At 51.5% G+C, this 14,041-nt stretch carries 15 protein-coding genes; 5 read left to right on the forward strand and 10 right to left on the reverse strand.

Going from position 1 to position 14,041, the window contains the following annotated elements:
* The 3 genes from PGL01S_RS01300 to PGL01S_RS01310 all read right to left on the reverse strand — a co-directional run.
* Window positions 1–479: 5-oxoprolinase subunit C family protein (locus PGL01S_RS01300; RefSeq protein WP_373864142.1), on the reverse strand; the 479-nt coding region annotated here is incomplete at its 3' end.
* Window positions 479–1,189, reverse strand: coding sequence for a 5-oxoprolinase subunit PxpB (gene pxpB / locus PGL01S_RS01305; protein ID WP_127490772.1), 711 nt, complete (start codon window positions 1,187–1,189; stop codon window positions 479–481). The genes PGL01S_RS01300 and pxpB, both read right to left, overlap by 1 nt.
* 170 nt (window positions 1,190–1,359) lie before the next feature.
* The gene (locus PGL01S_RS01310; RefSeq protein WP_127490773.1) at window positions 1,360–2,649 is read right to left on the reverse strand and encodes a VWA domain-containing protein; all 1,290 of its coding nucleotides are present in this window, start codon (window positions 2,647–2,649) and stop codon (window positions 1,360–1,362) included.
* Window positions 2,650–2,792: 143 nt separating this feature from the next.
* Here PGL01S_RS01310 and PGL01S_RS01315 point away from each other — a divergent pair, with 143 nt between their 5' ends.
* Together PGL01S_RS01315 and PGL01S_RS01320 are read left to right on the forward strand one after the other, a co-directional pair.
* Entirely contained in the window at window positions 2,793–3,095 is a 303-nt protein-coding gene (locus PGL01S_RS01315; protein ID WP_127490774.1) for a hypothetical protein, read from the forward strand.
* Between the two features lie 34 nt (window positions 3,096–3,129).
* Window positions 3,130–3,558: a GNAT family N-acetyltransferase gene (locus PGL01S_RS01320; RefSeq protein ID WP_127490775.1), complete on the forward strand. Its 429-nt coding sequence runs from the start codon at window positions 3,130–3,132 to the stop codon at window positions 3,556–3,558.
* A 765-nt stretch (window positions 3,559–4,323) separates the two neighbouring features.
* On the opposite strand, the gene PGL01S_RS01325 is transcribed toward PGL01S_RS01320, so the two are convergent.
* From PGL01S_RS01325 to PGL01S_RS01335, 3 genes are all read right to left on the reverse strand, one after another.
* Window positions 4,324–5,286, reverse strand: coding sequence for an aldolase catalytic domain-containing protein (locus PGL01S_RS01325; protein ID WP_116393901.1), 963 nt, complete (start codon window positions 5,284–5,286; stop codon window positions 4,324–4,326).
* Between the two features lie 92 nt (window positions 5,287–5,378).
* Complete coding sequence (locus PGL01S_RS01330; protein ID WP_127490776.1) at window positions 5,379–6,380, reverse strand: hypothetical protein; 1,002 nt, start codon at window positions 6,378–6,380, stop codon at window positions 5,379–5,381.
* Window positions 6,381–6,503: 123 nt separating this feature from the next.
* Window positions 6,504–7,244, reverse strand: coding sequence for a GTP cyclohydrolase II (locus PGL01S_RS01335; protein ID WP_127490777.1), 741 nt, complete (start codon window positions 7,242–7,244; stop codon window positions 6,504–6,506).
* A 296-nt stretch (window positions 7,245–7,540) separates the two neighbouring features.
* On the opposite strand from PGL01S_RS01335, the gene PGL01S_RS01340 reads away from it, so the two are divergent.
* The gene (locus PGL01S_RS01340; RefSeq protein ID WP_127490778.1) at window positions 7,541–7,879 is read left to right on the forward strand and encodes a winged helix-turn-helix transcriptional regulator; all 339 of its coding nucleotides are present in this window, start codon (window positions 7,541–7,543) and stop codon (window positions 7,877–7,879) included.
* A gap of 137 nt (window positions 7,880–8,016) precedes the next feature.
* Here PGL01S_RS01340 and PGL01S_RS01345 read toward each other — a convergent pair whose 3' ends face one another.
* The 3 genes from PGL01S_RS01345 to PGL01S_RS01355 are packed head-to-tail and all read right to left on the reverse strand — an operon-like array spanning window position 8,017 to window position 10,797.
* The gene (locus PGL01S_RS01345; RefSeq protein WP_127490779.1) at window positions 8,017–8,781 is read right to left on the reverse strand and encodes an ABC transporter permease; all 765 of its coding nucleotides are present in this window, start codon (window positions 8,779–8,781) and stop codon (window positions 8,017–8,019) included.
* Entirely contained in the window at window positions 8,778–9,536 is a 759-nt protein-coding gene (locus tag PGL01S_RS01350; RefSeq protein WP_244935480.1) for an ABC transporter ATP-binding protein, read from the reverse strand. Before PGL01S_RS01350 ends, PGL01S_RS01345 begins: the two co-directional genes overlap by 4 nt.
* 25 nt (window positions 9,537–9,561) lie before the next feature.
* Window positions 9,562–10,797: a DUF445 domain-containing protein gene (locus PGL01S_RS01355; protein WP_127490780.1), complete on the reverse strand. Its 1,236-nt coding sequence runs from the start codon at window positions 10,795–10,797 to the stop codon at window positions 9,562–9,564.
* 124 nt (window positions 10,798–10,921) lie between these two features.
* Here PGL01S_RS01355 and PGL01S_RS01360 point away from each other — a divergent pair, with 124 nt between their 5' ends.
* Entirely contained in the window at window positions 10,922–12,253 is a 1,332-nt protein-coding gene (locus PGL01S_RS01360; protein WP_127491075.1) for a TrkH family potassium uptake protein, read from the forward strand.
* Window positions 12,254–12,413: 160 nt separating this feature from the next.
* On the forward strand, window positions 12,414–13,640 hold the full coding sequence (locus tag PGL01S_RS01365) for an aspartate aminotransferase family protein (protein WP_127490781.1): 1,227 nt from the start codon (window positions 12,414–12,416) through the stop codon (window positions 13,638–13,640).
* Here the strand turns inward: PGL01S_RS01365 and PGL01S_RS01370 are convergent.
* Entirely contained in the window at window positions 13,631–14,032 is a 402-nt protein-coding gene (locus tag PGL01S_RS01370) for an acyl-CoA thioesterase (RefSeq protein ID WP_127490782.1), read from the reverse strand. The genes PGL01S_RS01365 and PGL01S_RS01370 overlap by 10 nt on opposite strands.
* Between the last annotated feature and the right edge of the window lie 9 nt (window positions 14,033–14,041).

Genomic DNA, 14,041 nt, shown 5'->3' on the forward strand with positions numbered 1-14,041 from the left:
GCGAGCCCGCCCAACGCGGCGCGCGCATCCGTGCTGCGGCTGCCAAGCTCGCGCGGCACGCCGAAGCCCCCCGCTGCCGCCACGTAGGCGCGGCAGCCGCTTACCGCGCGGCCAAAGCGAAGCACCGCGCCGCGCGGAACAAAGACCGGCCGCCACATCGGCAGCTCTTCCCCGTCTATGGTTGGCTCCAGATAGGCGCCGCAAACGGAAATGAGAAGATCCGTATCCACCCTCAGCTCCGGCCCAACAAGCGTTACCTCAAGTCCCGCTTCCCCTTCCTCATTGCCCACTAGAAGATTGGCCATCCGCAGGGCATACCGGTCCATCGCCCCTCCGGCAGCAATGCCCGAAGAACGGTAGCCCTCCCTGCCCAAATCCTGAATCGTGGTCGAGAGGCCGGGTTTCAATACCTTTAATCCACTGAAGCTCTCCGCTTCGCTTTTTATCGCGGTACTCCCGGTTATGCTTCGATCCGTCATTAGCGGAAGTCACCTCCGGAAACGGGAATAAATCGGACGCGGTCGCCTGCCCGAAGCAGCACAGGCTCGCTTCGTTCCTTGTCAAACATATGGATCGGCGTGTAGCCGACGATCTGCCATCCCCCGGGCGAAGCAAGCGGATAAATCCCGGTTTGTTTTCCGGCAATTGCCACAGACCCCGCAGGGACAATAGCACGCGGCACGGCCTTTCGCGGCTGCTCCAGGTTCTCCGGAAGCCCGCTTATATACGGAAAGCCCGGCATAAACCCAATCATCGCCACGGTATACTCCACCCTCGAATGCTCCTCGACGAACTCCGCCGCCGTCAGCCCCGAACGTTCGGCCGACTCTTCTAGATCCGGACCGTATTGGCCTCCGTAATACACGGGAAGATCGAATCTGCGGCCTTTTCCTCCTCGTTCCGAGGCTGCTTTTCCATTCTCGATCAAATCGCGCAGCTTCCGTTCCGCGAGCTGATACGGCAGCAGAACGGCAGCCTCCGGCCCTTGCTCAATCTCCCGCCACAGCTTGGCAGGGTCATACAGGACGGTAACCGTCTCGTAAGCCGGTACAATATCAATTACCCACGCTTCGGCTTGCTGCTTCAATGTCCATGCAAGGTCGGCCATCTGCTTCCAGCCGTCCGCTCCCTGCGTATCCTGTTGGAGGACAAGCGCGCGGTCGCCAAGCGGCGTTACGTGAACAGACATGATCAGCACCTCCGGCTCTGTTCTTTTTCCCCATTGTAAAAGAAATCCGCGATACCTACCATCCTATAGTCAGAAAAAAGAGCTGCCCGTTTATCCGGACAACTCTTGTTTTTACAACGAAGACAACCCTTATCCCGTCTAAACGGACCGTCAGAGGCTTTATCCTTTACCTATTGAACATACCGGTTAATGACTTCAACCAACAGATCATTTAACAGCTTTGTCTCGTATTCGCCTACCGCCGGTTCCAGATGATCGCTGCCGATGCCGCTGTCGTCGGTCAGGAACAAATAGGTGCCTCCGGTTGCAACCGCGGCAAACCTGAGCAAATATTCCGTATCCACATCAATGCCGCTTGAGGCAACCGGAATAATGCGAATCCCTGCCTTAGCCGCTTCCGCCAATACGCTATGCATTTCCTGCATGATCTGCGTTTCATGATGAGGCGGCGCGTCCAGCACAAGGAACAGAAGCCTTGCCCGCGCGTTCTCGCTCCATTTATGATCGCTGACCGCATTGCGCAATGCCTGCTCCACCGCTTCCGGATAATCCCCGCCGCCCTGCGCTTTTTGCATGGCAATAAGCTTTACCGCCTGATCGATATTGGCTGTAAAAGGATTCGCCTTCACCACATAATCATCATGAGTATCCCGGTAAAAATTCGTGCTCATCCGGATATCCAGCTGATTGGCATGCTTCTCGCCCACTCGGGTGATCACATCCTTCAGCTCGGCTTCCAAATAATCCATCTCATCCTGCATGGAGCCGGTTGTATCCATCACGAACATGACGTCTACCTGATTAGATTCCGGCAGCTCCCCATCCAGATCTACCTTCAAGGCTCCCTGACCGGGCACCTCGATGTTCGATACCTTTTTCTTCTGCTGGTCGGCCATTACCTCAACCGAATAACGCGTTCTCTGATAAGGCTGCTCGTTATCCTTAAACATTCCAGCGAACACGTATGCCTTGCCCTCGGCATTTGTCTTGGCTTCCCAGACCGTCTGATTCTGCTGACCGATAAGCCTTACCCTTGCATCGGACACAGCCCGGCCGTCAGACGTCACCGATACTTCCAGCCGGTTAAAATATTCAAAGCCCCAATGCGCGGAGCTGTCGCTGCCTTCATAACTATTGAGCAAATTATTGAACCGGTCCCATGCGGCAAGATCATCCCACTCGCCGGCTGTCAGCTGACCTGCCTGGATAGGCGCGTCGGTCCGTCCTTGCCGGCGTATCTCTTCCCGGTGGGATTCAGATTCTTCAGCCCTATTCTCAACCCGGTTCCCCCGGTCATCCGCTGAAGATTCGGCTTTACTGCTATCCGTCCCGCGATCCGGAGCCGCCCGGTCAGCGGCGTTATCGTTCCGGCTTGACGAACAGCCGGCCAGAATAAGCAACATAACAAGCATTGTAACGATCATGGACATGAGCTTGTTTTCCGTTTGGATTTTAATCATTTTCCATAACCCCCTTTATTTTCTAAATAGACGAAGGCAACAGGGGGATTGTTGCATTAACCGGCAATCAACATTACAATCAGAAGCAGGCATCCCGGCTGAAGATCGGGCCGTTTTATGCCAGTTCATGGAGGGCTGCAATAATGGAAACTATTCAACTTAAGAACATTGAGATTGTATACCGGCAGCAGATGAAGGAGCTTCTGTTCCGATCCGCTGAGCTTGTGCTAGTGTCGGATTACGGATCAAAGCTATGGTATGTGGATGTTAACGGAGTAAAAGATACCGAACTGCTTCAATGGTTTGGACAAAGCGAGGATATCCGGGTCGAATTATACGCAACGGCAACTGACGGACGAGCCTTTAACGGGACCGCCTATTTGCACCCGAACGAGCCGCATCAGGCCGCAGCGATCCGGGGCGACGGCGAGCTGCGCCAATCCTAGTCTCTTGTACATAGGGAAGGAGAACGAGAACAACATGACAATTACTTCAAGATTGGTTGCCAATGAACAAGATCTGAAGGCGGTTTACGACATCCGCAAAAAAGTTTTTGTGGACGAGCAAGGCGTGCCGGCCGAGAACGAATACGATGAATTCGAAGAATCGTCCAAGCATGTATTGGTCCTTTACAACAATGAGCCCGTAGCCGCTGGCCGCGTAAGGGTAGTTGACGGCGTAGCAAAGCTGCAGCGCATTTGCGTCCTTGCCTCCCACCGTAAATACGGACTCGGCCGCGCCGTTGTGGAAGCACTTGAGTCGGTTGCCCGCGAAGACGGACTCAAGGAAGCAAAGCTTAATGGCCAGACGCATGCGGAAGCCTTCTACTCCAAGCTGGGCTACCACACCGTCTCCGACGTATTCCTGGAAGAGGGCATCCCTCACGTAACCATGAAAAAAACACTTTAAGATCCCTGTTGCACCAGAAAGGAGCTGTCATAGCCGGCAGCTCCTTTCCTATTGTCTTTTCGCACTTTTCTACTCAAGCTTTAGTGCTTTGTGCTTTTAGCTAACACGCCCGACTGAGCTCCTCACTCCCCCAAAGCTGCCCCGCGCGCCTCACTCTACAACTCTAACGAAACTAGGTAACCTTATTTACTCAAAATACCCGCTCCTGACGTTCTAACGAAACCTGGTATCGCTATTCACCCGTTTTGCCCTTCCATTCCCCTCGAAATAAGCAAATAACGCTATGTAGTTTCGTTAGATTTTCAAAGCCGACAATTTAGCTCAAATAACGATACTACGTTTCATTAGCGCCTAGTCGGTTATGATTTTCTTTATCCTTCAGGCACGGAAAATCAAACTTTTTCCACAAGTCGCACTATATGTTTTTTGTCCCGGCACGGCGCCTGGAATCCACCAGGCGCCTCCTCGCCCCCACCACAAAGGGGCTGCCTATTTTTAAGGCAGCCCCTTTGTGGGAACAGTGCGAAGGTTGGGAAGCACGCGGAGTGAGCGAAGAGAGGGAATGTATCTTCTGGAAGAGCGTAGCGCCTGCCTTTGTTCCTCTGAATACTCATCAGATGAGTAAGTTCAATATTCAGAGGAACAACAGCAGCTGGAAGAAGATCCATTCCCGACCTGAGCAACACGCAGCGCAGCATGATCCAACCTGAGCATGCACTCATCCCTAAAAAACAAAGGCTGCCTTAAACCAAGGCAGCCCCACCATTATTTGCTATGAGCAACTTCCGGAGTCGTCAAACGATCGTAGAAGTCAACGCATTTATCTTTGTCTTCGGAATCACGAAGCGCCATCGCCGAGCGTGGATGCTCATCCAGCATGCCTGTGATCATGTAAGGGATAATGTAGCCCCACTCTTCCTTCTCGCGGAGAGGAATCATGTATTTCTCGATCATGTCGAGAACCGGACGCACATTGTATTTCGCGTTTTGCAGGTTAGCGACAAGCAGCTCCGTGTTGCAGTTGCCTGCAGCGCGGCCCATGCCGTATACGGAAGCATCAAGCAGCTCTACGCCTTTTTCGGCGGCAAGCAGCGTGTTTGCGAATGCAAGCTGCATGTTGTTATGCGTATGAATACCAAGGCGTTTGTTAGGCAGATGATGCTGGAATTTCTCAATCAGGTAGCTGTAATCGTTAGGCTTCAGGCTGCCGTACGAGTCTACGATGTAGACAACGTCCACTACGCTTTCCTTGATCAGTTCAAAGGCATCGATCAGCTGATTCTCCATCACGTTGGAGAGTGCCATGATGTTAAGAGTAGTTTCGTATCCGCGTTCATGGAACAGTTGAACCAATTGCAGAGCCTTATCTACATCCTGGATGTAGCAGGCTACGCGGATGAGGTCAAGAAGGCTCTCGCTGCGCGGCAGAATGTCATTCTCGTCTACGCGGCCGATATCGACAAGAGCAGACAGCTTGGTATTGCCTTTGTTAGGGATGACTTGCTTCAGGAAGTTGTCATCCAGGAAACGCCAAGGACCAGCCGAATCGGCGCCTTTCAGCAGCTTTGGCGAGTTTTTGTAGCCGATTTCCATATAGTCTACGCCGGCTTCGTTCAATGTATTATAGAGATGTTGAACGAATTCAACGCTGAAATCCCAGTTGTTCACAAGTCCGCCGTCGCGGATCGTACAATCGACAATTTTACAATGGCTAGTTTTCGAGTTCATGTCCTACTCCTTCTGGTTCGTTTATGTTACATCCAATCATACTTGAAATAGATGCGGAACGCAAAATAATTTTGTCGTTTTTTGGATGCGCTCTAGGCTTCCTTCAACAGGTTTAAAGCCGTCTGGCGGTAGTTTTTCTGGAATTTCTTCACCTCTGGCAGCAGCTGCGTACCAGCAGGCCCGCGCATCATGCCGACATCATCCGACTTCGCCAATATTTCCAAAAACCGGTTCGCCATAATGCCGGTAACGGTATCAGGATTTTCAGCCGCCACTTTCTTATAACTTGCTTTCACTTCCGGTATTATCTTCAAATGGTTTGAATCGAAAATTGGCGTATTCGAAAGTCCGTTTATATACATTCTCAAATAAGTATCCAGATAGATGCTCTCAACCTCCGTGTATTCCGGGGAATCCGCATACTGCTTCAGAAAGGTCTCGGCCATCACCGCTCTGCTCGCTAATTCGTTCCACGAAATAACAAGCCCGGCATCCATGGCAGCCGGTTCGTCGGATTCCGCGGCTTTCAAAGCGATATAGCTGTTTAACGGCTTGGACAGATACATGCTGTATTTCTGCTGGTTGCTATAGTCTACAATCGGATAGATGGTGCCTTCTACCCATACCAGCTTGTAACCGCCGGACAGCTTGGTCACCACAAGCTGCCTGACCGCTTCGTCGGTAATGGACGCCGCGTTCGCCGAGGTGATCGGCCAGTCCATTTCCGTCAGCACATTTTGAACATTATCGCCAAAAAAAGCTTCCTGGGAGGTCGGCAGATCCTTCGCGTAAAAGGCGTAAAGCTCCCTAACCATCTGGTCCGCATTATTCTGCCCCGCTTTGTTCAAATTCTCGTTCAGAAAGGATACGATATCGGAAGCTTCCTTCGCCGTGCTGACCACCGTCTTGAATTTATGTATGAGAGCATCCTGCTCAGAGCTTTTCTCAACGGCTTCCGTGGTTGCGGGTTGCTTGACAGCCCGGTCAGCCCGGGCGGCATTATCATTTGGTTCCCCTTTGCTGCACCCCATTAATCCGATCACGATGCAGACGGTAAATAGTCTATATAAGAATTGTTTTAGACGAGAGTTCATTTACACCCAACCTTCCGTTCCATATAGTGTATGCCAGATTGAGCATATCCATTAGACGACAGGATAGATCGATTGGTTTCGGTCATTGCGCAAAAAAAACAGGCCGACTACTCGGCCTGTTCCTTATTTTACCGCCAACTCCCGTTCGAAATGACCGGAACGGGCGACCTTGGTAGTTAAATACTTCTCGTTATGAACGGATGCCTCTCCCCATAACGGCACGCGGGAGGTGATGTTCATCCCCGCGTCGCGAAGGGCTTCCACCTTGCGCGGATTGTTCGTAATGATGGATACCGGCGCTTGGCGAAGAAGCTTCAATACGTCAATAGCTTCGCTGTAGTCACGAGCGTCCTCGGCAAAACCAAGCTCAAGATTGGCATCTACCGTATCAAGGCCTTCCTCTTGGAGCAGGTAAGCCATCGCTTTGCTGAATAGTCCGATACCGCGTCCCTCATGGTTGGCCAGATAGAACAATGCGCCTGCTCCGTGGGCCATAATCATCCGCATCGACTGCTTCAGCTGGAAGCCGCAGTCGCAGCGCTGGCTACCGAAGATATCGCCGGTATGACAGATGCTGTGCATGCGGATAAGCACTTCCTCCTCATGCTCGAAGTCGCCGTATACCAGAACGCTCGACTGCTGAAAGTCCGCATAATGGACTTGATTAAGCTCCGTAATCAGCTCTTCCACGGATTCGCTCTTTTGAATATCGCGGCGGAGCCAGCTGTACCATTGGAATGTTACGGTTTCACCGTCCAGCTCGACGGGAAGCTTGATTGGACCTACGACATGGATCGCATGATCGCCTTTGTCGATGGTTTTAATTTTATTTTTCAATATCGATAAGATATGTTCATTAGACATGTTTACCGCACCTTCTTTTTAGCTGAATAATAAACCACGAATAATTGACCAAATTCTTGCAGTAGATACCAGTATATTGAGAATGAAGCCATAGCGCAACAGGCTGCTGGTCCATCCTCGCATTCGCCCATGTAGGCTGGAATAGGGATATCTTCATCAGAATTCTTCGTTACTAATAGTAACTAATTATAATTTCATAATGAAGTGACGTCAAGTTACAAGCCTAACAAAAGTTTGCTTGTATTCATTTAACAATGTGACTATAATGGAATGGAAATGAACCAGAGGTGATCGTTATGGAGCAATCTGACCTTTGTCCGCGCGTGCAGAAAGGGATGGATCTCATTGGAAAACGTTGGATCGGCCTAATTATTTATCAGCTGTTAGCCGGCCCGCAGCGTTTCTGCGCTGTTCAAGCCGCGCTTCCGATCAGCGGCAGGCTGTTATCCGAACGTTTCAAGGATTTGGAGACTGAAGGAATCGTTACCCGCGTTGTTTATCCGGAAATTCCTGTCCGCATCGAATATTCCCTAACGGAAAAGGGCCGTGCACTAGAGCCTGTTGTAAGGGAAATCGAGAAGTGGTCACAGGAGTGGATAAGCCTGGAGGAACAGGCGGCGACCCTTTCTGAATAAATGTAGTTTTGGTTACGGCTTGTCTTTTCCGATACGGAAAAGGCGGGCTTTTTTTCTTCTATAAGAATTGCCGCTCTCTAATTATAGAACGCATGTTCGCAACTTTCAATATAATTTACAAATTCTTTTTCTTAACCTCAATTATCTTCCGGAAGCATAGGCAGCAGCCTGGCATCCTTCGTAAACCATAAGCGGTAACTGATCAAGCTGAGCACCATTGCGGTCATTGCCGCGGAGGAGGCCAGCACGAACATAATGAGGATCTGATAACGGACCGCTTCAATCGGATCCGCTCCCGCTACAATCATCCCTGTCATCATGCCGGGAAGCTGCACCAGTCCAACCGTCTTCATGCCGTCTAACGTCGGAATCATGCTGGCTCTGACAGAGCGGCGCAAGGAACCGTGGACCGCCTGCTTTTCCGTTGCCCCCAGGGCAAGAAGCATCTCCATCTCGCCCCTGGCGGTCTCCATCTCCCTCTTCATCTGGTTCAAGAGCAAGCCGCATACGATCATCGAGCTTCCAATAATAATACCGCTGACAGGTATGATATATTGCGGCGTTGGATCTATAATGCTTAGGCCAAGCAGAATCGCCATCGTTACCCCTTCCGTGCAGGCCAGTGCTATAGCAATCCGGCTGCGGATCCCCCGGACGTGCTTCGCCTTGGCTCCCGCATTCCATGCGGCAACCATAATCATGCATAAAATAATAATAATGATGAAAGCCGGATGGCTTGTTTCGAAAACGAAATGAAGAACGTAGCCGATAAACAGCAGTTGAACCGCCGACCGGATCGTGCCGATCAGAATTTCCTTCTCCAGCCCAAGCTTCTGTTTCATGGAGATTAAGGCCGCAACCGCAACAAAGCATACGGTGCATAGGAGGGCCATATTATTCATTGCTTCTCCCCCCCTGTTTCCTGCAAGCTGTGTATAAACAAGCCCGCCTGTTCCGTAGCCGGATTTTCGAAAAACACCTCTGTAGCGCTCCTCTCAAGCAACCTTCCTTCGGCCATAAACCAGACTTGATTGCTGATCAAGCGTGCCTGATCCAGATCATGCGTAATCCACAGGTATGCTCTCTCCAATCCATTGGCCTGTCCAGCCGCCCAATCCATTAGAAGCTTCTCGACGGCTCTCTTGCTTGCCGGATCTAACGAAGACGTAATTTCATCAAGCAGCAGCAGCTCGGGATGAAGCAGCAGGGAACGGACAAGCGCAAGCCGCTGCTGCTCGCCGCCGGAGAGATCCGAAGCCTGCTTGTCCCAATCCATCTTCCCTAAGCCAACAGCCTCCATATAGCTGCGGGCCAGTTCTTCTTCGAAAGGCTTATGATGCAGCTCGCTGACCGTACGGAGATTGTGAGCAACCGTGCCGCTTCGCATGACCGGCTTCTGCGCCACATAGGTAACCTTTTTGCGCCAGCTTTGCGGCTTGCATTCCGCGGATGTCTGCCCATCCAATTGAAGGTCGCCCTTATCGAAAGGCTCGAGCAGCGAAAGAATACGGAGCAGCGTGCTTTTCCCTTGGCCGGAGCCTCCCAGCAGAACAATCCGGTCTTCCGGCCGGATCTCTGCCGTAACGCCGGTGAACAGCCACTCATTACGGTTATCGAACTTGGATTTTGCCATTTCATTTACCAGCAATACGGTCACTTATTTATCCTCCAATACGGCCTCATTAGAAGAAGGAAAGGATGATGCCGACGATAAAGCCGCACACCGCGCCGTTCACCCTAATCCACTGCAGGTCCTTGCCGATCTTCTGCTCCAGCATTTGAACGAGCGCCTGATCATCCATTTGGTTGACGTTATCCCGCACCAGCACGCCAATCCGGTAATGGTTCTTCTCGATCCAGCTGACCAAATAAGCCAGAATAGACTGTTCCCAGCGATGGATTAACTCTTCTCTGCTCTTCGCCTGCTCGACCAGGAAGCGGAAGGCTTTGACGAGAATGCGTCCCCCGTTCAAGCATTCCTCCTCCAGCTTATCGAGCAGCAGCTGACGGAGCTCTTCCAGACGAAGATGGATAAACCGTTCCACTCCAACGCTCTCCGCGCCGGACTCCAGTCCAGCCTTCAAGCGGGTCATCAGCTCTTCATTGGAAGACAAGGCCAAAGCATGCTTCTTCAATTCATCCAGCAGCTTCTGCCTGTTCGGATTGCCCGGCGTGCCAAGCTCCTTGATACTCGAGAGCAGCATGCCCTGAATGATCGGCCCCAGCTTCTCCGGACTCATAAAGCCAACAAAGGCTTGCACGGCGAAGCCCATAAATCCTCCTACCTGCAATTCTTCCATCTTGCTATGCGCCAGTCTTCCGAAGAATTGCTCGGTTTCCCGCTTCTTCACCCATTCCTGTCCTTGTGCAAGAACGAAATCCAATGCTTTCTCGTCCCATCCTTCATAGACGAATTTGTCCATCAGCTTGTCTACGATCGGAACGATATCCTGCTTGCGGATATAATCCACGGCAAGCTCCTGAATTTTGGCGCTCAGCTTCTCGAGCGGAACCTCTTCAAGCGACGACTGGGCGAACCGCAGAATGCCAACCCTCAATTTGCGCTTGCCGATCAGTCCCGTAATGCCCGATGCCAATCCTCTGAACAGCTTGAGCTCCTTCAGCTTTTTGCTGATGCTTTCCTTGTTCAGCAGCTCGTTTTCCATCGCCGATATGAGAGAATTGACGATTTTGTCCCTGTTCTTCAGCAGCAGGGACGTATGCGGAATCGGAATGCCGAACGGATGACGGAACAAAGCAGTAACCGCAAACCAATCCGCAATTCCCCCTACAAGACCGGCTTCAAAGCCGCTCTCGAGGAGCCGCGTCCACCAATTGTCCGGCAGCCACAACCTGGTTACGATAAAGCCGATAAACATAATGGCCAATGACAAACTCGCAATGTATCTTGATTTCATAGTAGCTGTAGTCCTCCTGTACCGTTTGCTTTATACTAATTATACCAGATAACGTCGGGAACTTAGAATTTTCGCATAAGTCCTAGGCTTTCCATGAAAGGTGATATACGGCTTGAAGAAATCCATGCTAACCAAAATCAGTCCTCCGCAAATTCTGACCGCAGGTTTTATTGTTATTATTATGATCGGTTCTATCCTTCTTTCGTTGCCCTACGCTTCGGAAGACGGCATGCAAACGCCTTTTATCGATGCCTTCTTTACCGCCACAACGGCGGCCTGCGTAACCGGTCTTGTCGTTGTCGATACCGGGACCCATTTCTCTGCCTTCGGCGAGCTTGTCATCCTGATGCTGATGCAGGTCGGCGGACTTGGCTTTATGACGATGGCCACCTTATTCGCTCTCGCCTTCCGCAAACGGATCTCGCTCCGGGAACGGCTGTGGCTGCAGGAATCGATGAGCCATACCTCGCTTGAAGGGATTGTCCGTTTTATCCGCCGCGTCCTGATCTACGCGTTTACGATTGAATTCGCCGGTGCCCTGCTCCTTACCTTGCGCTGGTCGGCTATGATGCCGTTTGACAAAGCCTTATATTACGGCGTCTTCCATAGCGTATCCATGTTCACGAATGCAGGCCTCGATATAATGGGACCGATTCATGGTCCTTTTAACAGCTTTACCAATCACGTCGACGATCCGATTATTAACGCGGTCCTGATGCTGCTTATTTTTCTTGGCGGGATCGGCTTTATCGTTCTGGCCGAAGTGATTGACTATCCGAAGATACGCAAGCTGTCGTTACACTCCAAGGTTGTGCTGTATACGTCCGGCCTCTTGTTCTTGGGAGGAGCGGTTCTCCTCTTTATATTCGAATATACCAACACGCTTGAGCCTCTTAGCTTTGCGGGCAAGCTGTACAGCTCCTTGTTCCAGTCGATCTCGCCGCGGTCCGGCGGCGCGAATACGCTGAATATCGCCGATATGCGCAATGCGAGCCAATTCCTGCTTATTATTCTGATGTTTATCGGGGCCTCCCCGGGATCCGCGGGCGGCGGCATTAAGGTCACGACTTTCGCCATTCTGATCGGAGCCGTTATTGCCATGATCCGCGGGAAAGAGGATGTCGTCTTCTTCAAGCGACGTTTGGCAAAAGACCGGGTACACAAAGCCCTGACGATTACGGCCGTATCCGTTGCCACCATCGTCTTGTTTACGATGATTCTGTCCGCTACGGAGGAGACGGATTTCCTGACGGTGATGTTCGAGGTTACCTCCGCCTTCGGAACGACGGGCTTATCGATGGGGTTAACCCCGCATTTGACCGACATCGGGAAAATCTTAATCATTATCGTTATGTTTGTCGGAAGGATGGGGCCGCTCACCCTCGCTTATACCCTGGTTCCGAATCAGTCCAAAGAGCTTTACCGGCACCCGGAAGGAAAGATTACAATCGGATAAAGGAAACGTAAGGCCATCCCGCCTATGCGGGATGGCCTTTTCTCATGCTTAAAAGCAGGAAAAATATTCTTTTTGCAAATCGCTCGTCCTGATATTGAATTAATATACATTATACTGTATATTAATTCACATCATGTTAGAGATGGAGGTTCGATCATTCATGCAATCGTTAACGAAAACAACCGACGGTTTGCTCGCATCCGCCAAGCAATCGCTCCTATATACGGCTAAACGTCCTGAAGTAGTCATGACCCGCGGGGAAGGCATGTATATGTGGGATACCGAAGACAAGGCTTATCTGGACTTTATTGGGGGTTGGGCGGTGACGAGTCTTGGGCATTCCCCTGCCGTATTGCAGGAGGCTCTCGCACATCAAAGCGGTCAACTCGTGCATGCTAGTCCGGGATTCTATAACAAGCCCATGATTGAGTTCGCGAACCTCCTTACGGAGATTTCGGGCTTTGACAAAGTCTTCTTCGCAAGCAGCGGCGCCGAGGCGAACGAAAGCGCGATCAAGCTTGCCCGGAAGCACGGCGCCCTTCATCTGAACGGAGCTTACGAGATTATTACGTTGACGAACAGCTTCCACGGCAGAACGCTGGCCACGATGTCGGCAACCGGCAAACCGGCGTTCGAGAATTTATTCGAGCCTAAGGTCCCAGGCTTCAAGCATGTGCCGATTAATGACTTCGACGCCTGCTTTGCCGCGATCAGCGATAAAACCTGCGCGATTATGCTTGAGCTTGTACAAGGCGAAAGCGGCGTCCACTCGGTGGATGCTCCTTATTTGCAAGCCTTGCGCAAAGCCTGCGACGTATACGACATTATGCTGATTTTCGACGAAGTACAGACCGGCCTCGGAAGAACCGGAAAGCTGTTTGCTTACGAGCATTACGGGGTGAAGCCGGACGTGATGACGCTCGCAAAAGGAATCGCCGGCGGATTCCCGCTTTCGGCGATGCTGACTACGGAGCAATACGATCTGTTCGAGCCGGGGGATCAAGGCGGCACCTATAGCGCGGCGCCGCTTGGCATGGCGGCCGGCCATGCGGTCGTGAGCGAAATCCTGCAGCGGGGACTAACGGATAATGCGGCAAAACAGGGGGCTTTTATTCAAGAGAAGCTGAACGGGCTGGCTAACAATTATGCGGTCAGTCAAGTCCGCGGCAAAGGACTGCTGCTTGCTTTTGACGTACCCGAGGGAACTGCCCCAGCCCTTGCCGAACAGTGCATGAACAACGGTCTGCTTGTGAATGCGCCAAATGCGCGCACGATTCGCTTAATGCCGCCGCTTATCGTAACCGCCGAGGATGTAGAGAAGATGATTGGGATTCTTACGGGCGTACTGGAAACCTGCGGTCTGAAAAATGAGGCCGTTTATTCCTGAGATTTGAAAAACTTCCTAAGCTCGTCCGGGACCGCGCGGCTTTTGCGGGTGGATTGATCCATCGTTACGCTCGTAACCAAGGCATCGGCCCGCACTTCGCCGCGCTCGTCCTTAATCTCCTGCTTCAGAACGTAGCTGGAATTGCCTATTCGTTCAGGCTGGCAGGTGACCGTTAATTGGTCTCCTTGCCTGCACTCGCTTCTATAGTTTACGTTGATGTTTACGGTAACCGTTTGTATATTCATGCTGGCGAAGGCTTCATAAGGAAGCCCGCATAACTCGTACCATTCCTCTCGTCCCCATTCGAAATATTCCAGGTACTTTGCGTTGTTCACATGGCCGTTGACGTCAATTTCCGTAGAGCGAACAATGATAGGCAGCGACGATTTCATCTCATCCAT

The sequence above is a fragment of the Paenibacillus glycanilyticus NBRC 16618 genome (genome assembly GCF_004000805.1).
GTDB lineage: Bacteria > Bacillota > Bacilli > Paenibacillales > Paenibacillaceae > Pristimantibacillus > Pristimantibacillus glycanilyticus.